This window comes from Oceanirhabdus sp. W0125-5 (assembly GCF_027938815.1).
In the GTDB taxonomy this organism is placed as follows: Bacteria; Bacillota; Clostridia; order Clostridiales; family Clostridiaceae; genus Oceanirhabdus.
This window is the reverse complement of record NZ_CP115913.1, coordinates 4,063,029-4,083,825: the sequence shown is the minus strand read 5'-3', so window position 1 is coordinate 4,083,825 and position 20,797 is coordinate 4,063,029. Positions and strand designations below refer to the sequence as shown.

Genomic DNA, 20,797 nt, shown 5'->3' with positions numbered 1-20,797 from the left:
ATATCTATCTATGAAAAATACCTAGAAAAGTGGTGATTTTATGATTAGAGAATACCTTGAGAAGCAAGAGCAAACAATATTGTGCGACTTAGCGGCTTTTTCAGTTAAAAGTAAAGGAAGGGAAAATGATGAGAAACCATGCACTTTAAGAACTGCATATATGGTTGATAGGGATAGGATTATTCATTCCAAATCTTTTAGAAGGCTTAAGCACAAAACGCAGGTTTATATAAAGACGGATAGTGATCATTATAGAACGAGGTTAACGCATACTCTTGAGGTTTCGCAAATTGCTAGAACTATTGGTAAAGCATTGATGTTAAATTGTGATTTAATTGAAGCTATTGCATTAGGGCATGATATAGGTCATGTTCCCTTTGCTCATAATGGGGAAGAAGTATTAAATGAGCTTCTAAGTGATGGATTTAAACACAATATAAACAGTATTAGAGTTCTAAGGAAAATGGAAAATCATGGGAAAGGCTTGAATTTAACTCATGAGGTGCTTGATGGAATCTTACATCATAGTGGTTTAAGTAGAGATGGGTTTAAAAGTGAGACTCTTGAGGGGCAGATCGTAAAGATATCAGATAAAATAGCTTATGTTAATCATGATATAGATGACTCTGTGAGAGCTGGGCTCCTGGATGAAAAAATGCTTCCAATTGATGCAATTAAAGTTTTAGGAAAAAATCATGGGGATAGGATTGATTGTTTAGTTAAGGATGTAATAAATGTTACTGAAAAAAATATAAAAGAAAAAAATAAAAAAATTAGTATGAGCCTTGAAGTGCAGGATGCTTTGCACGAATTAAGAGGTTTTATGTTTAAGAATGTATATAAAGGGGATATTTTAAAAAGAGAGAGAGAACAGGCGAAATTTGTTATTGAGCAAGTTTTTAAGTATTTTAAAGATAATTTAGAAGAGATGCCTGAGTTTTATAGAAGTATTTCAGAGCGTGAAGGTATAGAACGAGGAGTTGTAGATTATATAGCAGGTATGAGTGATGATTATTGTATTCATTTATTTAATAAAATATATGTACCTAAGTATGTAATTTTCTAAGAAATAAAAAAAATACAATAAATTGAAGGAAATTGAGAAAAAATAAAGAATAGTAATATAGCAATGAAATTTTTAATATCTTATTCAAATAACTTTTTGTGAAAATAATCATAAAAAAAGAGGATTATAGGCATATTATGTCGAATAAGTATTAAGTCTGTGCTCTATTAAGAATAAAAGTAGGGTGATTAATTTTGATATCAGAAGATATTATATTACGAATTAAAGAAGAAAATGACATAGTGGACGTTATTTCAGATGATGTTAAACTTCAGAGAGCAGGAACCAACTACAAAGGCTTGTGTCCTTTTCATGGAGAAAAAACACCATCGTTTACTGTGTCTAGAGAAAAACAAATCTATAAATGTTTTGGATGTGGAGAAGCTGGAAATGTTATTACGTATATAATGAAGACAAAAAATCGTTCATTTCCAGAGGCGTGCAGATACTTAGCTGACAGAGTAGGTATTGAGATTCAAGAATTCCGCAAGGAAAAAGATGTTAATTATGAAAAAAAGAAGCGCTTGTATAAACTCAATACTGAAGCTGCTAGATTATTTTATTATAATCTTAGAAAAAATTCTAAAGCACAAAAGTACTTTTTAGACAGAGGGATTAAGGAAAAGACTTTAAAAAAATTTGGACTAGGATTTTCAAATGATAGCTGGAATGATCTTCTTAATGTAATGAAAGGAAAAGGATTCTCTGAACAGGATTTATTAGAAGCGGGACTTATTTCTAAAAGTAAAAAAGGAACATATTTTGATAAATTCAGAAATAGAATCATGTTTCCTGTATTTGATGTTAAGGGGAATGTAATAGGATTTGGTGGAAGAGTTTTGGATGACTCTCTTCCAAAATATTTAAATAGTCCAGAGACCTTGGTTTTTAAAAAAGGTACTAACTTATATGGACTTAATTTTGCTATAAAGAGTAAAGACATAAGAGATAGAAGGATTGTTATTGTTGAAGGATATATGGATTTTCTTTCTATACATCAAAGCGGTATTACCAATGTAGCTGCATCTTTAGGTACTGCTTTTACTCCTGAACAAGCAAAACTTTTAAAACGATATGTAGATGTTGTGGTATTATGCTTTGACAGTGATGATGCTGGAAAAAAAGCTGCAGCAAGAAGTATAGAAATTTTAAAACAATATGGATTTGAAATAAAAATACTTAGAATTCCAGATGGTAAAGATCCTGATGAGTTTTTAATGAAGCATTCAACAGAAGAGTTTAAACAATTGTTAGATAATGCATGTTCATTAATGGAGTATAGAATAATAATGGAGGGAGATAAGTTTAATTTAAAAACACAGGATGGTAAATTAAAATTTCTAAAAGCTACAGCAAAGATATTGGCAAAAGCCTCTCCTATAGAACAGGAGATTTATGTTAAGAAAATTTCTGCTGAAACAGGAATTAATGAGCAGAAGTTTTATGATCAAATTAACAGTATATTAAAATTTCAAAATAAAAATATAAATATAAGGAATGAAAATGGAAGAAATAGTCAAAACTTATATTTAGAACCTGCATATTTAAAGGCTGAAAAAAGTTTATTAAATTTAATGCTAAAAAAAGAATTTTATTATGAAATAATGGAAAAAATTAAAAAAGAAGAGTTTAATGATGATATTCATGTTTCGTTAATTGAATTATTAGGAGAGCTTCATGAAAATAACATAGAAAATAAAATAGAATACATTGAAGGTAAAACTGAAAATGTTGATGTTATAAGTGAGCTTATTAGAATAAAAGAAATTAATATAAAGATGGTTGATGATGAAAAAGAAGCATTTATTGATAATTGTATTAAAGAGATAAAGAAGTATAACTTTATTCAGAGAAAAAATAGGTTAATACAAGAACTGAAAGAAAGTGAAAAAATCGGTGATATTGATAAATGTATGAAGTTAGCAATGGAGATTAGAGGAATAGATGAATTAATCTGATTTTTTACCAATGAAAGGAGGCCAAAACTACCGTGAAGAATAAAAAAGAAAAAATGAAGTTGGTCAAAGATTTAATAGATAAAGGCAGAAAAAAAGGTAGTTTAACATACAAGGAGATCATGGATGAGCTAGAGGAGGTTGAGTTAACTCCTGAGCAGATAGAAAAAATCTATGAGACTCTTGAAGGGTTGAATATAGAAGTTATAGGTGAAATAAAACCTACCAAAGCAGTGAAAAAAGATACTGGTGCAGCTGAGGAAGATGAGAAGGAACTTGGGGATTTGACTGTTCCAGAGGGAATTGCTATTGATGATCCTGTAAGAATGTATCTTAAAGAAATAGGTAAAGTTCCATTATTATCTCCAGAAGATGAGGTTAACCTAGCTAAAAAAATTGAAGAAGGGGATTATTACTCTAAGAAAAAATTAGCAGAAGCTAACTTAAGATTAGTTGTTAGTATAGCTAAAAGATATGTTGGTAGAGGTATGATGTTCCTTGATTTAATTCAAGAGGGAAATCTTGGTCTTATTAAAGCAGTAGAGAAGTTTGATTATAGAAAAGGGTATAAGTTCAGTACTTATGCTACTTGGTGGATAAGACAGGCGATAACTAGAGCTATTGCTGATCAAGCAAGAACTATTAGAATACCTGTGCATATGGTAGAAACAATTAATAAGCTTATAAGAGTATCAAGACAGTTATTACAGGAACTAGGAAGAGAACCACTGCCAGAAGAGATAGCTGAAATAATGGAATTGCCTGTTGAAAAGGTAAGAGAAATAATGAAAATTGCGCAGGAGCCAGTTTCTTTAGAAACTCCTATTGGTGAAGAAGAAGATAGTCATTTAGGTGACTTTATTGAGGATGAGCAAGCGCCAGCGCCATCAGAAGCTGCTGCGTTTACAATGTTAAAAGAACAATTGATTAATGTTTTAGATACATTAACTCCTCGTGAAGAAAAGGTATTAAAACTTAGGTTTGGATTAGATGATGGTAGAGCGAGAACGTTGGAAGAAGTAGGAAAAGAATTCAATGTTACTAGAGAAAGAATAAGACAGATTGAAGCAAAAGCTTTAAGAAAGCTTAGACATCCTAGTAGAAGTAAAAAACTAAAGGATTATTTAGATTAAGCGCCGTAATTTTATGGTGCTTTTATCTTACATATATGAATTTAAATAATAAGTCATTGAATAATAACATAAAATAAACTTGTTATTAAATATTTATTTGAATATGCGGCAATTTAAACAAAAGGAGAAATTAATGGAAATTAGTATAAGACTTGATGAAATAATTAATATGATAGATAAGTGTGAAAGGTTAGCTGATATAGGTACTGATCATGGTTACTTAGCTATAAAGGCTATAAAAATTAATAAAGTAAACAGGGCTATAGCTAGTGATATTAATAAGGGGCCTTTAATGAAGGCTCGTACAAATATTGAAAGATATAATATGAATGAAAAGATTGTATGTAGATTAGGTTCGGGTCTTGAGACTTTGAAAGTGGGAGAGGCAGACTGTATTGTAATAGCTGGTATGGGTGGAAATTTAATAAGAGATATTCTTTTAAAAAGCAGAAAAATCGCGGAGACTACACCTCAAATGATACTGCAGCCAACTCAAAATCCGGAAGTCTTAAGAAAGTTTTTGGTTGAAAATGGATATAAAATTCTACAAGAGAATTTATGCATAGATAATAATATATTCTATGAGATAATTAAAGTAATCTATGATGGGGTAGAAAGAAAAAATGATGAAATATCCTATGAAATTAGTGATAAGTTAATTGAGTTAGGAAATAATACGGTTGAAGCATATATAAAACATAAGATCAGTGAGAATAAGAAAGTTATGTCTTATATAAATATTGATTCTGAAAATGGGCGAAGAAAAAAAGAATATCTTCTTAATAAAAATAGATTATTGGAGGAAAAATTAAATGAGCTTCTCAATTAATGATTTTCATAAGAGGATTATGAAAGATGCACCAGCTTATATGAAAGAGAGTTATGATAATATTGGGCTTATGGTTGGTGACAAAAATCAAGAAATTAGAAATATATTAGTATCCCTTGATTGTACAAAGAGTGTGATAGAGGAAGCAAAAGCCAAGGGATGTAATTTAATCTTTAATCATCATCCTATATTGTTTTTAAAGCCAAAAAAAATAACAACAGATACTTTGCAAGGGGAAAAGTTACTTTCCTTAATTAAAAATGATATTGCTGTATACTCAGCTCATACCAATTTGGACTCTGCGCCTAAGGGGTTAAATAAAATTGCTTGTGAACTAGCTGTTGGGAATGAGGGCGAGCTTTTAAATAATGTTTCTGCAGAGGATTATGGCATAGGTAGAATTGGTGATTTGGATTCCTCTGTGAGTTTTGAAGAGTATATAGAAAGTGTTAAAAAAATATTTGAAATAGAAAAAGTTAGGGTATGTGGTGATTTAAATAAAAAAGTCAAAAGGATTGCCATAATAAATGGAAGTGGTCAAGATTTTATTTTAAGTGCTATAGAAAAAGGTGCTGACTGTATAATAACAGGGGATACAACATTCCATTATATTAGTGACTATAATGAAATGGGTGTTTGTATTATTGATGGTGGACACTTTGAAATTGAGTGGAAAATCTTTAAAGAATACTGTCAAGAGCTAAAGAAAGAACTTGGTGATAATGGATTTGAAGGTGAGTTGTTATTTAGTGAACGCTGCGTAAACCCATATCAATACAAATAATATAAAAACTAATAAAAGGCGAATTGAGAATTGAAAATGTATAATGTATAATGTATAATGTATGATATTTCTCTTCGAGAAATTTTAATCTTATAGTCTTTTGGTCAATAAGTGTTTATTCTTTTCATTAAGAATGAAACATTGTATTTATAGATACAATATTTTATCTTAGATAAAATGAGTAAAAGTCTATTCTTCAATTGAATAATATAATATAGTTTCTGAGTAAGCAGAAACATCCATCATTCTCAATTCTACATTTCTTTTAAAAGTACGTGATTTTTGAAAAATAATTTATGATAATATAGAAATTAAATTTGATTTTATACTTTTAGTGTGTTATTATATGAATGCGAGTAAACCAGACAATCGCTGCTATAATTAATTATAGGAGAGGAAAGTCCGGGCTCCATAGGGCAGGGTGCTGGGTAATACCCAGTGGAGGCGACTCTAAGGAAAGTGCAACAGAAATAAACCGCCACATTATGTGGTAAGGATGGAAAGGCGAGGTAAGAGCTCACCAGCACATAGGCGACTATGTGGCTATGTAAACCCCACCTGGTGCAAGATCGATAGGAAGACATATGGGACGGCCCGTCCTGTCTTCGGGTGTATCGCTGGAGTTTATTGGTAACAATAAACCTAGATAGATGATTGTCTAATACAGAACTCGGCTTATAGGTTTGGTCGCAAAAATTGGTTTTAGCATCCAAGACAGGATGTTTTTTTATTTTGAATTATTAAGATTAATATGTTATTATAACTGTGCGAGTAAGTCAGGCAATCGCTGCTATAATTAATTATAGGAGAGGAAAGTCCGGGCTCCATAGGGCAGGGTGCTGGGTAATACCCAGTGGAGGCGACTCTAAGGAAAGTGCAACAGAAATAAACCGCCACATTATGTGGTAAGGATGGAAAGGTGAGGTAAGAGCTCACCAGCGCATAGGTGACTATGTGGCTATGTAAACCCCACCTGGTGCAAGATCGAAGGAGACATTATAGGGCGGCCCGTCCTGTCTTCGAGTGTATCGCTTGAGTTTATTGGTAACGATAAACCTAGATAGATGATTGTCTAATACAGAACTCGGCTTATAGACTTGGTCGCATGAAATGGTTAAAACACCCAAGAGTGGGTGGGATTTTATTTTGATTTATAGAATTTAATATGTTATTATATGAATGCGAGTAAACCAGACAATCGCTGCTATAAGTAATTATAGGAGAGGAAAGTCCGGGCTCCATAGGGCAGGGTGCTGGGTAATACCCAGTGGAGGCGACTCTAAGGAAAGTGCAACAGAAATAAACCGCCACATTATGTGGTAAGGATGGAAAGGTGAGGTAAGAGCTCACCAGCACATAGGCGACTATGTGGCTATGTAAACCCCACCTGGTGCAAGGTCGAAGGAGACATTATAGGACGGCCCGTCCTGTCTTCGAGTGTATCGCTTGAGTTTATTGGTAACAATAAACCTAGATAGATGATTGTCTAATACAGAACTCGGCTTATAGGTTTGGTCGCATAAAAAAAGAGTGTAACACCCCTAAGAGGGTGTTTTTTTCTTTGTAATGAATTTTTGTTTATACCATATAGGTAGCGTTAGGTAGTAGAGAACATTGAGATAAAATTAAAAAAGCCCAAGTTAAATTGGGTTTGATTCTTTTGCTAATAGTATATGTAAAAATGAATAAAAAAAATGACCCAATGAATTGGGTCAGAGGAAAAGTATGAAACAATATATTTAAAAAGGGTATTGATTGCAAGTTTAATTATGTAAGATACCTTACCATGCTGTAAGGTAAAGCACCCTTAAACTTAAATTAATTATAACATCTCTGTAAGGTGAATGCAAGTGAAAAATAAAAAAAATTCAAAATATATACAAATAAATATTATCTTATTATATTGAAGAATGTGAAGTAATCCAGTATAATGAAAGTAGAAATAATTATTATTAATAAATACATAGTGGCATATCGGTTCATTTGGAAGTTCTGAATGGATGGATAAGTATTTTCTCTATCCCATTTGTAAGGAAAAATCTAAACAATTTGGAAAGGAGGAGTAGGATATAATTCTGTAATTATAGGCTCCTTTGGGAGCCTTTTTTTATTCTTTAAAAATTGAAAAGGTTTTAAAGAAATTATCACATGTAATTTTGTTAACATAATGGAGTTATATCTTAGAGAGAAATTAAACTAATGCAATTTCTAAAGAAATAAAAAATAGAGGAAAGTTACGGTGAGTTTATGGAAAAAAGAGTGGGTGTAGTTGGTATTGTAATTGAAGATACAGAGGTCGTAGATAAGGTTAATGAAAGGTTACATGAGCACGCTGAAATAATAGTTGGGCGTATGGGAGTTCCTTATAAGGATAAGGGGATTTCTGTAATTTCATTGATAGTAGATGGGACCATGGATAATATTAGTTCCTTAACAGGTCAACTAGGGAAAATTAAAGGTTTAAAAGTTAAGTCAGCAATAACTAAAAAGTAAGTGGAGGGATTTTAATGAAAGAATATAGATATGATGATTTTATTAAAAATGATGAAATTTTTGAATGTATAAAGTATGGTGAAGAAAAAGCTACAGACAAGGAATATGTAAAAAGTTTGCTAGAAAAAGCTAAAGAACTAAAGGGGCTGAATCATAGGGAAGCATCAGTTCTTTTAAGTGTAGAAGATGAAGAGTTGCTTGAAGAAATTTATAATATTGCAGGATATATTAAAGATAGAATCTATGGTGAAAGAATTGTAATGTTTGCGCCATTATATGTAAGTAACTATTGTGTGAATAATTGTGTTTACTGTGGTTACAAACATGAAAATAAGAATTTAAGAAGAAAAAAGCTTACAATGGATCAGCTTGAAAAAGAGGTTAAAGTATTAGAGTCATTAGGTCATAAAAGATTAGCTCTAGAAGCAGGTGAAGATCCAGTAAACTGTGATTTGGATTACATTATTGAATGTCTTAAGAAGATATACTCAGTAAAACTTGATAATGGAAGCATAAGAAGGGTTAATGTTAATGTTGCTGCTACAACTGTTGATGAATATAAGAGATTAAAAGATGCAGATATAGGTACTTATATACTTTTCCAAGAGACATATAATAAGGAAAGATATGAAGAAATGCATCCACAAGGGCCTAAGCATAATTATAATTGGCATACTACAGCTATGCACAGAGCAATGCAAGCTGGTATTGATGATGTTGGTATGGGAGTTCTTTATGGATTATATGAATATAAATATGAAACTATAGCATTATTTATGCATGGTGAGCATCTTGAGCAAGAGTTTGGAGTGGGTCCTCATACACTTTCAGTTCCAAGAATGAGAAAAGCAGAAGGGGTAGATTTAGAAAAATTCCCACATGTGATTGATGACGCAACATTTAAGAAGGTTGTTGCTATAATAAGATTAGCAGTACCATACACTGGAATAATTCTTTCAACTAGAGAGTCTGCGAAGTTTAGAAAAGAATTATTAAAGATAGGAATATCACAAGTTAGTGCAGGATCATGTACAGATGTTGGTGGATATATGGAAGAGTATAATGAAGGTTTACTTAAAAATAAGCCGCAGTTTGAAGTTGCAGACCATAGAACACCTATGGAGGTTCTTAAAGGGCTATTAAAAGACGGTTATCTGCCTAGTTATTGTACAGCTTGCTACAGAGAAGGAAGAACTGGTGATAGATTTATGCCTTTAGCCAAGAGTGGACAAATACACAATGTTTGTCAACCGAATGCTATCTTAACGCTAAAAGAATATATCCTAGATTACGGAGATGAAGAGTTAAGAGAGATTGGAGAGAAGAAAATCAAAGAAGCTATTGAAGCCATACCAAAAGAATCAGCTAGAGAACTAACTAAAAGATATATTAAAAGATTAGAAGACGGGGAGAGAGACCTTAGAGTTTAATCTTGTATTAACAATAAAAATTCTGAAGATTGGTTAGAAAAGTTAATTGGGAAGATTAAAACTATTAGTTGAAAGTGGAAAGTGGACAGTTGAAAACGAAGGATATTTCTCTCCGAGAAATTTTAATTTTATTGTTCCTTGGGCAATAGAGGGTTACTCGTTTCATTATTAATGAAACATTGTCCTTAAAACACAATATTTTATCTCAAGATAAAATGAGTGAAATCCTCTTGTTCTATAGAACAATGTAATGTAGTTTCTGCGAAAGCATAAACATCCATCGTTGTCCACTGTCAACTTTCAATTGTCAAGTTCGTTCAAGGTTTTTAATTTTTATTGTGCACTCCTAGAGTGCTATATTTAAGTAGTGGGAGGAATTTTATGATAAAGACACCAAAAGCCAATAGACTACACATTGGGATTTTCGGGAAAAGAAACAGTGGTAAATCCAGTTTGATTAATGCTATTACTGGGCAAGAAATGGCTCTTGTTTCTGATTTGGCAGGTACAACAACTGATCCAGTATATAAAGCTATGGAATTATTGCCTATTGGTCCAGTTACTATGATAGATACTGCTGGTTTTGATGATGAAGGGGTAGTAGGGGAGCTAAGAGTTAAAAAATCAAGAGAGGTTTTGGATAAGACAGATATTGCTCTTGTTGTTTTCGCTCCTGAAGATGACGAATTTTCATATGAGGAAGATTGGTTGGAGCAATTTAAAAAAAGAAATATTCCTGTAATAGGGGTTCTTAATAAATTAGATATAATGGAAAAAGATTTGAATGGATATGAAGAAAAGTTTAACATTCCTTTCATATCAGTTAGTGCAAAAGAGAAAAGGAATATTGATGAGTTAAAAAAAGTAATAATAAAAAATGCTCCATCAGATTACGAAATGAAATATATTGCTAGAGATTTAGTTAAGAGTAAAGCCTTGGTGTTGTTAGTGGCACCACAGGATATTCAAGCTCCAAAGGGAAGATTGATTTTACCACAGGTTCAAACTATAAGAGATTTGTTAGATGGAGATGCTATGGTTTTAACTGTAAAGCTAACTGAACTAGAAGATTCTTTAAAAGTTTTAAAAGGAAAACCAGACTTAGTTATAACTGATTCTCAAGTATTCCAGAAGGTAAATGAAATTTTAGATGAAGATGTGCCTTTAACTTCATTCTCAATTTTGATGGCTAGATTCAAAGGGGATCTAGAAGAACTTGTTCAAGGAGCAGAGCAAATAGACAATTTGAAGGATGGAGATAAGGTTTTAATAGCAGAAGCTTGTACTCATCATGCCTTGAAAGGTGATATAGGAAGAGAAAAACTTCCTAACTGGTTAAGAGAGAGAACAGGGGCAGAACTAGATATTCAAATAAATGCTGGGTGTGATTTTGTAGAAGATTTATCTCAGTTTAAACTTATCATTCATTGTGGAGCGTGTATGTTTAATAGAAAACAGATGGTAACAAGGATTGAAAAGGCTAAAGAAAGTGGAATTCCTATAACTAATTACGGAGTTGCTATTGCTCATATGAAAGGAATGCTTCAGAGAGTTATGAAAGCAATGAATTCTAAGTAGAACATTGAAAAATTTAAGGTTGAAAAACTTTTGAAAACATAATGGATAATGTAGAATTGAGAATGGAGAATGATGGATATTTCACTTCGTGAAATTTTAATTTTGTTGTTCTTTGGATAAAGAGTTTACTCGTTTCATCAGTGATGAAACCTTGTACTGTAAGTACAATATTTTATATAAATATAAAATGAGTGAACACCTATTGTTCTAAAGAACAATACAATGTAGTTTCTGCGAATGCAGAAACATCCATCATTCTCCATTATACATTTCTTTTACTCGCTTCTTCTATTATTTTTCTAAATTTCTTCTCAGCAGTGAGTTCTTGAGTTATGAAATTTCCATTATAGAATAATGAATAAATAGTAAAGGGGGAAGGGTTTTTAAAAGCTTTTTCTCTACTATCTATAAGTACCTTTTCAAAAATATATCCTTCCTCTTTTGCGATTCTAGATTGTAAATCAATATAATAGTTCATATATGGACACTGATTTGAATAATAAACTTTAAATCCACCATTGTTGTGGCAGGTTGCATTTCGTGTGGTTTCTTCAAATTGAGGTATTGCAGCTTCATCTTTTAGTTTTAAATATAATAGTTCAAAATAAGGTTTAGCAATATCACATTTCTCAAAGCCGTGTTTTAAGAAGAATTTTTTATGGGACATAAAAGGTCTTTTTTTATCACTGGATAAAATAACTATTCCATCTTTTCCTTTTTTCTTGCTATCTTCAATACATTTATTAAGTAGTTTTTTTCCGTATCCATTGTCTTTATATTTACCAGATACCCAAAAACAGTTTATTACCATATAATTAGGAGCATGGACAGGTAGATATGCTATTTCTGAAGGTGCATATTCAATAAATACTTTAGCTCTTTCATTTAATTTTATAAATACATATCCGTTTTTAATTTGCTTTTCAAGCCACTGCTTTTTTGCTTTATATCCTTCTATACTCTTTTTATCAGAAAAAGCACAGCAGATATGTTCATTTTCTATATTATCCTTTGTCAATGTTATAAAATCCATTTTTTTCTCCTTTCTATGATATAGATTTGTTCAATTCAAGTATTTCTTCTAGTTTTTAAGATTTTCACAATTTTGATATAATAATTGTATCAAATGTAACTTGACAACTGTGTGTCATATATTAAAATATACTAGAAAAGTAGGTGTACTAAATTATAGATAATTATTGTATTGCTTTCAAATATTTAGGTGCATTTTAAGGCTTTGTATATCTAAAAGATGAAATAAATAAAATGTTTTCTATTGATTTATCAGAAAATATTGAAAAAAGAAAGAAATGATGTTATAAAGATTAAAAGAGAAGAATTAGGGGGATGGAAAAATGAGGCTGGCTCAGATTAAAGAGTTGTTAAATGCAAGTTTTCTCACGGATATTGATTGTGATGATGTAGAGTTTAAAAAAATATTTGCATGTGATTTAATGAGTGATGTTTTAGCGCTTGTTGATGAGGATGTTATTTTAGTTACTGGGTTGATTAATATTCAAACTATAAGAACTGCGGAAATGAAAGATATCAAATGTGTGATATTTGTTAGAGGTAAAGAGCCTGCAAATGATGTAGTGAAATTAGCTCGTGATAAGGAGATTATACTTTTAAAAACTACTTTAACGCTTTTTGAATCCTGTGGTACCTTATATAATGCCGGAATGAAAGGGATAGATTTATATGAGTAAATTAGAACTCTTGTCTTATGAGTTTGAGGTTACTGCTGGAGACTTCATAAGAGGAGGAGAAAGTGCAAGTCAGATTAAAAATGTAATGCAGCAGTTAGGAGTAGACAGCAAGATAGTTAAGAAAATATGTGTTGCCTGTTATGAAGCTGAGATGAATATGGTTATTCATTCTTTAGGTGGAAAGATTAAAGCAACTATATTTAAAGATTCTATAGAAATGAAGTTTATAGATGTAGGTCCTGGAATTGAAGATATTGAATTAGCAATGAAAGAGGGATACTCTACGGCGTCAGATGATGCAAGGAATATGGGATTTGGTGCTGGAATGGGATTACCAAACATAAAGAGAAACAGTGATGAATTTGAAATAGAGTCGTGTAAAGGAAAAGGGACAGAGATAAAGTTAGTAATATACCTATAAAAATCTTTATGTAATATACTAAAATACTATTTTAAGGTGGTTGGTTATGAATAAAGTTTTCAGGGGAATTAAACTAAACGAGGTGAAATGTAGAGGTTGCACTCAATGTATGAATAAGTGTCCTATGGCAGCCATTAGGCTAAAAAATGGAAAAGCAGTTATATATGAAGATAAATGTATAGATTGTGGTAGATGTATAGAATCGTGTATTTATAATGCATATGAGGGAAAAAGAGATACCATTGAGGATATAAAAAAATTTAAGGTAAAAATTGCAGTACCTACTGTTGCGGTATTTTCACAGTTTGGTGATTATATTAATCCTACAGTAATAAAAAATGCAATCAAATCTCTTGGCTTTGATGATGTCTTTGACACAACATATGCTTGTGATATTGCATCAGAGATTATGAAAAAGGAGATTAAAAAAGTAAATAAACCAGCAATTGGTATTTCATGTCCTAGTGTAGAAAAGTTAATTAAAACTTCTTTTCCAGGACTTCAAGAGAATATTGTAAGGGTTATAACGCCTATAGAAATAAGTGCTTCATTAATAAGAGATGAATATGTTAAAAAAGGATATGCTATTGAGGAAATCGGGGTTTTTCATATATCAACATGTGTTGCATGGAAAGCAATGATTGATATGCACAAAAATGAAAGTAAAACAAGAATTGATGGAATCATACCATTGAGTGATATTTATCTCAATCTTCTTAATAATATAAAGAAGAATAATCAAGAGGGGGAAACATGTGACCTATCGTATACTGGTCTTTCATGGTCTTATCCAGGTGGGTTAAGCAAGTCAATGAATCTGATTGATTATATAACTGTAGATGGGATAGAGAATGTTAAGGATGTTTTTGAAGATTTAATGAAAGGGAAGCTTAAGGGAGTTGAATTTATTGAAGGACATGCATGTTCAGGTGGATGTCTAGGTGGAAATTTCCTTATTGAAAATGCTTATAATGCAAAAAGAATAACAAAAAAATATTACGATGAAATTAATTCCACATATGGAGTTGAAGATATAAGTGATCAATATAGAAATGAATTTGTGAAAAGTCTTAGATATATTAAGAGTAATGAAAAATTAGCAGAGGATTTTCTTGGTGCTGTGAAAAAAATGAAAGAAATGAATGAGATAATAAACAATTTACCAGGAACAGATTGTGGTTTATGTGGTTCTCCTACATGTAAAGCTTTTGCTGAGGATGTAGTTAGGGGACTTGCAAATATAGAAGAGTGCACAATGAGTAAGTAGAGGAGTGGGTTAAGTGTTAGTTAAAGATTTATTTGAATTTGAAGAGTTTACATTATTAACAGATGGTAAAGGAGGAGACAAATCTATTGAAGGTGTTTATATAAATGATCTTCTTAGTTATGTAATGTCACATAGTAAGGAAAATGATTTATGGGTAACAGTACAGATTCATCCTAATATAGTAGCAGTTGCGGAACTAATAGGTATATCGGTTATTGTTATTCCAGAAGGTATAGAAGTTGAAGAAGTAACTATAGAAAAAGCTAAAGAAAAAGGGATTGATATTTTATCAACTGAGTTAGATGCATATAATATATGCAAGCTTATGATGAAAGAAGGAATTTAAATGGAGATTTTCGTTGACCTTCATATACATTCAGATCTATCACCATGTGGTGATGAGCTAATGACACCTTCTAACATATTAAATATGGCATACTTAAAGGGGTTAGATGCAATTGCCATAACAGATCATAATATTGGAATGAACATTGAGGCTGCGTGGAATCTATCAAAAGAGAGAGGGATAATATTGATTCCTGGTATGGAACTCCAAACCAAAGAAGAGTTTCACTCTATTTGTCTTTTTAGAGATATGGAATCTTTTAATAAGTTTCAGGAGTTTGTTTTATCTAGATTGCCTAAAATAAAGAATAATGCAGAGGTGTTTGGAAGACAGCATTTATATAATAATGATGATGAAATTGTTGGAGAGTATCCCCTAATGTTGTTGAACTCGGTGAATGTTTCTATTGACGAAGCATTCATGGAGGTTGAGAGTCTAGGTGGAGTTTTAATACCTGCACATGTAGATAGAGATTGTTATAGCATTATCAATTCTTTGGGGTTTATACCAGAAACTCTTGATATAAAAACTATTGAAGTTGCAAATTTGGATAAATTTAACAAAACAATCAAATTATTTATTAACAAAGAATATAATGTCATTCAATCATCTGATGCACATAAATTGGAAGATATCTTTGAAAGGAAATTCAAGATAGAGGTTTGTGAGAGGAGTTTAAATGGTATAATTGACAGTTTAAAAGGTATAACAAACAATGTAAAAGTGGGAGAGTGACGACATTTATCGAAAATAGTCAAATTAAACAAAGATAAATGACAAATGAGAGGTTTTTTTAGCCAAATTGTAAAAAAACAACAAAATTCTATAGGAAATAAATATTTTTTATTAAAAATACTTTATTCATTATTAAAAATATGCTAAACTTTTAACAGTAGGCTATTGTCTAAAATTTATCAATTTAATGTGCTAAAAGTTTAACAAAAAGGCTTTTGTCTAAAATTTATCTTAGCATAAATTAATTAAAGAAGGAGAGATGAGGGTGTCAGGATGTAATTGTAACTGTGGATGCGGAGCTAATAATGCTGCTAACACAGAGATGATTGAAAAAGCAAGAAAAATCATTGATTCTAAGAAAAACATGGTTGGTCCATTAATTCCAGTGTTACACGGAATTCAAGATGAGTTTGGATACTTACCAGAAGAAATTCTAAAAATAGTATCTACTGAGTTAAATGTATCATTAAGCGAAATATATGGAGTTGCTACTTTTTATTCATTCTTCTCATTAGAGCCAAAGGGTGAATACGTAATTAGAGTATGTATTGGTACTGCTTGTTATGTAAAGGGTGCTCAAAAGATATTGGACAAACTTTCAGAGGAGTTAGATGTTGAAGTTGGTAAGACTTCTGAAGATGGAAAGTTCACTTTAGAAGGTTGTAGATGTATTGGTGCATGTGGACTTGCTCCAGTATTAACAGTAAATGAAAAAGTATATGGTCGTCTTGAACTTAAAGATGTAGACGATATCATAAAAGAATATAAATAATTCGGTTTAGTAAAAATAGAGTAGTTTTGGAGGTGCCTTATGAAATCACTTAAGGAATTAGAAGAAATCAGAAAAAAAACCTTTGGTAATGTTAATCAAAGAAGAGATAGAGAAACTACTAGAATAGTTGTAGGTATGGCTACTTGTGGTATAGCAGCAGGTGCTAGACCAGTTTTATTAGCAATTATGGACGAGATTGAAAAATTAGGTCTTGACAACGTTACTGTTGCTCAAACTGGTTGTATTGGTGCATGTAAATTAGAGCCTATCGTTGAAGTAATTATGCCTGGTAAAGAGAAAATTACTTATGTTGAAATGACAGATGAAAAAGCTAGACGTGTAGTAAAAGAGCATATTAAAGATGGAAACATTGTTAGCGAATATAAAGTTCAAGATTTATAGCATATAGGAGGGGTTAGTATGGCGTTTTATCGTTCTCAGGTGCTAGTTTGTGGAGGTACTGGATGTACTTCATCAGGGTGTGGTCAAATTGTTGAAGCTCTACAAGCAGAAATGAAAAAGCACAACGTCGAAAATGAGATAGAATTAGTTAAAACAGGTTGTTTTGGTCTTTGTGAATTAGGACCAATCGTTATAGTATATCCAGAAGGTTCGTTCTACAGTCAAGTTAAGGCTGAAGATGTACCAGAAATAGTTGAAGAACATTTAGTTAAAGGTAGAGTAGTAGAGAGATTACTTTATACTGAAACTGTAACGGAAGATGGAATCAAGTCATTAAACGATACTGGTTTCTATAAGAAGCAAATGAGAGTTGCTTTAAGAAACTGTGGTGTTATTAACCCAGAAAACATAGATGAATATCTTGCATTAGATGGATATAAAGCTTTAGAAAAAGTTTTATTACACATGACTAGAGAAGAAGTAATCGATACTATGAAAGCTTCTGGTTTAAGAGGAAGAGGAGGCGGAGGTTTCCCAACTGGTCTTAAGTGGGAATTTGCTGCTAAACAAACTAATCCTGTTAAATACATGCTTTGTAATGCAGATGAAGGAGATCCAGGTGCGTTCATGGATAGATCTATCCTAGAAGGTGACCCTCATTCATTAATTGAAGCTATGGCTATTGGTGGATATGCTGTTGGAGCTAATCAAGGATACATATATGTAAGAGCCGAGTATCCTATAGCTGTTGATAGATTAGAGGTTGCTATTAAGCAAGCTAGAGAATACGGACTTTTAGGTAAGAATATATTTGAATCAGGATTTGACTTTGATTTAGAAGTTAGACTTGGTGCAGGTGCATTCGTTTGTGGTGAGGAAACTGCTTTAATTAACTCAATTGAAGGTAAAAGAGGTATGCCAAATCCTAAGCCGCCATTCCCAGCTGTAAGTGGTTTATGGGAAAAACCATCTATTATTAACAACGTTGAAACTTATGCTAACATTCCAGTTATCATCAATAAAGGTGCTGAATGGTTCAAGAGTATAGGTTCAGAAAACAATGCAGGAACAAAAGTATTCGCTCTTGGTGGAAACATTGTTAACACTGGTCTTGTTGAAATACCAATGGGAACTACTTTAAGAGAAGTTATATTCGAAATCGGTGGAGGAATTCCAAAAGGTAAGAAGTTTAAAGCTGTTCAAACTGGTGGACCATCAGGTGGAGCTTTAACTGAAGAGCATCTTGATACTCCAATCGACTACGATAACCTAATTAAACTTGGTTCAATGATGGGATCAGGTGGAATGATCGTTATGGACGAAGATACTTGTATGGTTGACGTTGCTAAGTTCTTCTTAGACTTTACTGTTGAAGAATCATGTGGTAAGTGTACTCCATGTAGAGTAGGTACTAAGAGATTACTTGAGATCTTAGAGAAGATTACTGAAGGTAAAGGTACAATGGAAGATCTTCTGAAGTTAGAGAAGTTAGGTAAGCAAATTAAAGCTACTTCTTTATGTGGTCTTGGTCAGACTGCTCCTAACCCAATCTTATCTACATTAGAGAACTTCAGACACGAGTATGAAGCTCACGTTATAGATAAGAGTTGTCCTGCTGGAATCTGTAAAGAATTATTAAAATACACAATCATTGAAGAGCCATGTAAGAAGTGTGGATTATGTCAAAGAGCGTGTCCAGTTGGAGCTATCGAAGGTAAGGTTAGAGAGAACTTCACAATCATTCAAGATAAGTGTATTAAGTGTGGAGCTTGTGTAGATAAGTGTCCATTTAACGCTATCGAAAGAAAATAGATGGAAAAGGGAGTGAGAAGGTAATGGAAATGGTATCATTGACTATTGATGGAATTAAAGTTGAAGTAGAAAAAGGTACTACGGTATTAGAAGCCGCTAAAAAAGTTGGAATTAAGATACCTACTCTTTGTTACTTTAAAGATATAAATAAACCTTCAAGCTGTAGAGTATGTGTTGTAGAAGTTGGTCCAAGACTTCTAGCATCATGTTCTTTAGAAGCTACTGAGGGAATGGACGTTAAGACTAACACTAGAAAGGTTAGAGAAGCTAGAAAAACTGTAATTCAGTTAACTCTATCTAACCACAAGAGAGAGTGTTTATCTTGTTCAAGAAATGGTAACTGTGAGCTTCAGACATTAGCTGAAGAGTATAATATAAGAGACGTAGAATATGAGGGAGAAATCGCTCCAAGTGATATCGATGATTTATCTTGTTCTATAGTAAGAGATAACGAGAAGTGTGTTGCTTGTGGAAGATGTATCTCTGTATGTTCTAACGTTCAAACTGTAAGTGCAATTGGTTGGTCTCAAAGAGGATTTGATACAAGAGTAACAGCTCCATATGGAAGAGCACTAAGTGAAACTAACTGTGTTAACTGTGGACAATGTATCATGGTTTGTCCAGTTGCAGCTTTACAAGAAAAAGAAAACATCCAAGATGTTTGGAATGCAATAGATGACGAGAACAAAGTTGTTGTTGTTCAAACAGCTCCTGCAGTTAGAGTTGGACTTGGTGAAGAGTTTGACCTAAGTGTTGGTGAGAGAGTAACTGGTAAAATGGTTGCTGCTCTAAGAAGATTAGGATTCGATAAAGTATTTGATACTGATTTCGCTGCGGACCTTACAATCATGGAAGAGGGAACAGAGTTATTAACAAGAGTATCAAAAGGTGAAAAATTACCATTAATGACTTCTTGTTGTCCAGGATGGATTAAGTTCGTTGAGCATAACTATCCAGAAATGCTAGAGAATTTATCAACTTGTAAATCTCCACAGCAAATGATGGGTGCTGTTATCAAGTCTTATTTCGCTAAAGAAATGGGAATTGATGCTAAGAATATCTACGTTGTTTCTGTTATGCCTTGTGTAGCTAAGAAGTTCGAAGGTGACAGAGAAGAATTATCTAATGAAGGATTACAAGATGTAGATGCAGTTCTTACAACAAGAGAATTAGCTCAGATGATTAAAGAGATGGGTGTAGACTTTGCTAATTTAGCAGAAGAAGATTTCGATCACCCACTTGGAGAGTCTACTGGTGCTGGTGTTATCTTCGGTGCTACTGGTGGAGTTGCTGAAGCAGCTTTAAGAACAGTATACGAAGTTCTTGCTGAGAAAGAATTAGATCAAATTGAGTATGAAGCAGTTAGAGGAATTGAGGGAGTTAAAGAAGCAGCTCTTGAACTTCCAAATGGTCAAACATTAAACGCTGTAATCGCTCATGGATTAGCAAATGCTAGAAAAGTTATTGAGTCAATAAAGAGCGGAGAGAAGTCTTATGACTTCATCGAAGTAATGGCTTGTCCTGGTGGATGCGTAAACGGTGGTGGTCAACCAATCGTTAAAGCACAATTAAGAGATGAGGTTGATGCTAAGGTTGCTAGAGCAAAAGGATTATATTCTGAAGATAAAGCTCTTCCAATCAGAAAATCACATAAGAATGAAGCTGTTCAAAAGCTTTACAAAGATTTCTTAGGTGAGCCAAATGGTCATTTAGCACACGAATTACTACACACTCACTACGTTAAGAGAGATAAGTTTTAATATTTAATTATACAAGAAAAGTCTCAGAGGTAACTCTGGGGCTTTTTTTTATGGAAAACTTTCAAAAGAAATGGACAGTTGAAAGTGGACAACGGACAACGTAGGATATTTTTCTTCGAGAAATTATAATTATATTGTCATTAAACAATACAGGGGTAACTCGTTTCATTATTAATGAAACATTGCATTTTAGAAACAATATAAAGAGATAAAATCATAAATTACATAAGATCAGTTAATAAATATATAATATATTTTAAGGAGTGATAATTATGAGAAAAATATTATTATTCATAATTCTAATT

General features: G+C 32.3%; 18 protein-coding genes and 3 other RNA genes. 20 read left to right on the top strand and 1 reads right to left on the bottom strand.

Annotated features, from left to right (window positions below):
- Positions 1–40 precede the first annotated feature (40 nt).
- The 11 genes from OW730_RS18990 to hydF all read left to right on the top strand — a co-directional run bounded on the left by OW730_RS18990 (position 41) and on the right by hydF (position 11,268).
- Positions 41–1,066 (top strand): deoxyguanosinetriphosphate triphosphohydrolase, encoded by a 1,026-nt coding sequence (locus OW730_RS18990; protein WP_271225624.1) that lies wholly within the window; start codon positions 41–43, stop codon positions 1,064–1,066.
- A 191-nt stretch (positions 1,067–1,257) separates the two neighbouring features.
- Positions 1,258–3,024 carry a DNA primase gene (dnaG, locus tag OW730_RS18985; protein WP_271229600.1) on the top strand — a complete coding sequence of 589 codons (1,767 nt, stop codon included), beginning with the start codon at positions 1,258–1,260 and terminating at the stop codon, positions 3,022–3,024.
- Between the two features lie 53 nt (positions 3,025–3,077).
- The gene (gene rpoD, locus OW730_RS18980; protein WP_271229599.1) at positions 3,078–4,154 is read left to right on the top strand and encodes an RNA polymerase sigma factor RpoD; all 1,077 of its coding nucleotides are present in this window, start codon (positions 3,078–3,080) and stop codon (positions 4,152–4,154) included.
- A 133-nt stretch (positions 4,155–4,287) separates the two neighbouring features.
- Complete coding sequence (locus tag OW730_RS18975) at positions 4,288–4,983, top strand: tRNA (adenine(22)-N(1))-methyltransferase (protein ID WP_271225623.1); 696 nt, start codon at positions 4,288–4,290, stop codon at positions 4,981–4,983.
- A complete protein-coding gene (locus OW730_RS18970; RefSeq protein ID WP_271225622.1) occupies positions 4,967–5,767 on the top strand; it encodes a Nif3-like dinuclear metal center hexameric protein in 801 nt (266 codons plus the stop codon). Before OW730_RS18975 ends, OW730_RS18970 begins: the two co-directional genes overlap by 17 nt.
- 353 nt (positions 5,768–6,120) lie before the next feature.
- Positions 6,121–6,461: RNase P RNA component class A (gene rnpB / locus OW730_RS18965), an RNA gene on the top strand.
- 74 nt (positions 6,462–6,535) lie between these two features.
- An RNA gene (gene rnpB, locus OW730_RS18960) (RNase P RNA component class A) lies at positions 6,536–6,875 on the top strand.
- Between the two features lie 74 nt (positions 6,876–6,949).
- An RNA gene (rnpB, locus tag OW730_RS18955) (RNase P RNA component class A) lies at positions 6,950–7,289 on the top strand.
- A gap of 725 nt (positions 7,290–8,014) precedes the next feature.
- Positions 8,015–8,260, top strand: a complete 246-nt coding sequence (locus OW730_RS18950) for a TM1266 family iron-only hydrogenase system putative regulator (RefSeq protein ID WP_271225621.1) — start codon at positions 8,015–8,017, stop codon at positions 8,258–8,260.
- Between the two features lie 14 nt (positions 8,261–8,274).
- Positions 8,275–9,690, top strand: a complete 1,416-nt coding sequence (hydG, locus tag OW730_RS18945) for a [FeFe] hydrogenase H-cluster radical SAM maturase HydG (protein ID WP_271225620.1) — start codon at positions 8,275–8,277, stop codon at positions 9,688–9,690.
- Positions 9,691–10,071: 381 nt separating this feature from the next.
- The gene (gene hydF / locus OW730_RS18940) at positions 10,072–11,268 is read left to right on the top strand and encodes a [FeFe] hydrogenase H-cluster maturation GTPase HydF (RefSeq protein WP_271225619.1); all 1,197 of its coding nucleotides are present in this window, start codon (positions 10,072–10,074) and stop codon (positions 11,266–11,268) included.
- Between the two features lie 262 nt (positions 11,269–11,530).
- Here hydF and OW730_RS18935 read toward each other — a convergent pair whose 3' ends face one another.
- Complete coding sequence (locus tag OW730_RS18935) at positions 11,531–12,301, bottom strand: GNAT family N-acetyltransferase (RefSeq protein WP_271225618.1); 771 nt, start codon at positions 12,299–12,301, stop codon at positions 11,531–11,533.
- Between the two features lie 322 nt (positions 12,302–12,623).
- Here OW730_RS18935 and OW730_RS18930 point away from each other — a divergent pair, with 322 nt between their 5' ends.
- The 9 genes from OW730_RS18930 (at position 12,624) to OW730_RS18890 (ending at position 20,492) form a co-directional block, all read left to right on the top strand.
- Positions 12,624–12,977 carry a hypothetical protein gene (locus tag OW730_RS18930; protein ID WP_271225617.1) on the top strand — a complete coding sequence of 118 codons (354 nt, stop codon included), beginning with the start codon at positions 12,624–12,626 and terminating at the stop codon, positions 12,975–12,977.
- Positions 12,970–13,398: an ATP-binding protein gene (locus tag OW730_RS18925; RefSeq protein WP_271225616.1), complete on the top strand. Its 429-nt coding sequence runs from the start codon at positions 12,970–12,972 to the stop codon at positions 13,396–13,398. Before OW730_RS18930 ends, OW730_RS18925 begins: the two co-directional genes overlap by 8 nt.
- 46 nt (positions 13,399–13,444) lie before the next feature.
- A complete protein-coding gene (locus OW730_RS18920; protein ID WP_271225615.1) occupies positions 13,445–14,665 on the top strand; it encodes a [Fe-Fe] hydrogenase large subunit C-terminal domain-containing protein in 1,221 nt (406 codons plus the stop codon).
- A gap of 13 nt (positions 14,666–14,678) precedes the next feature.
- Positions 14,679–15,011 carry a DRTGG domain-containing protein gene (locus OW730_RS18915; RefSeq protein ID WP_271225614.1) on the top strand — a complete coding sequence of 111 codons (333 nt, stop codon included), beginning with the start codon at positions 14,679–14,681 and terminating at the stop codon, positions 15,009–15,011.
- Positions 15,012–15,746 carry a PHP domain-containing protein gene (locus OW730_RS18910; protein ID WP_271225613.1) on the top strand — a complete coding sequence of 245 codons (735 nt, stop codon included), beginning with the start codon at positions 15,012–15,014 and terminating at the stop codon, positions 15,744–15,746. It begins immediately after the preceding gene.
- Between the two features lie 259 nt (positions 15,747–16,005).
- Entirely contained in the window at positions 16,006–16,518 is a 513-nt protein-coding gene (gene nuoE, locus OW730_RS18905) for an NADH-quinone oxidoreductase subunit NuoE (protein ID WP_442945385.1), read from the top strand.
- Positions 16,519–16,557: 39 nt separating this feature from the next.
- Positions 16,558–16,920 carry a (2Fe-2S) ferredoxin domain-containing protein gene (locus tag OW730_RS18900; RefSeq protein ID WP_271225612.1) on the top strand — a complete coding sequence of 121 codons (363 nt, stop codon included), beginning with the start codon at positions 16,558–16,560 and terminating at the stop codon, positions 16,918–16,920.
- Positions 16,921–16,938: 18 nt separating this feature from the next.
- Complete coding sequence (gene nuoF, locus OW730_RS18895) at positions 16,939–18,732, top strand: NADH-quinone oxidoreductase subunit NuoF (protein WP_271225611.1); 1,794 nt, start codon at positions 16,939–16,941, stop codon at positions 18,730–18,732.
- A 23-nt stretch (positions 18,733–18,755) separates the two neighbouring features.
- Positions 18,756–20,492 carry an NADH-dependent [FeFe] hydrogenase, group A6 gene (locus OW730_RS18890; RefSeq protein WP_271225610.1) on the top strand — a complete coding sequence of 579 codons (1,737 nt, stop codon included), beginning with the start codon at positions 18,756–18,758 and terminating at the stop codon, positions 20,490–20,492.
- Positions 20,493–20,797: the final 305 nt, after the last annotated feature.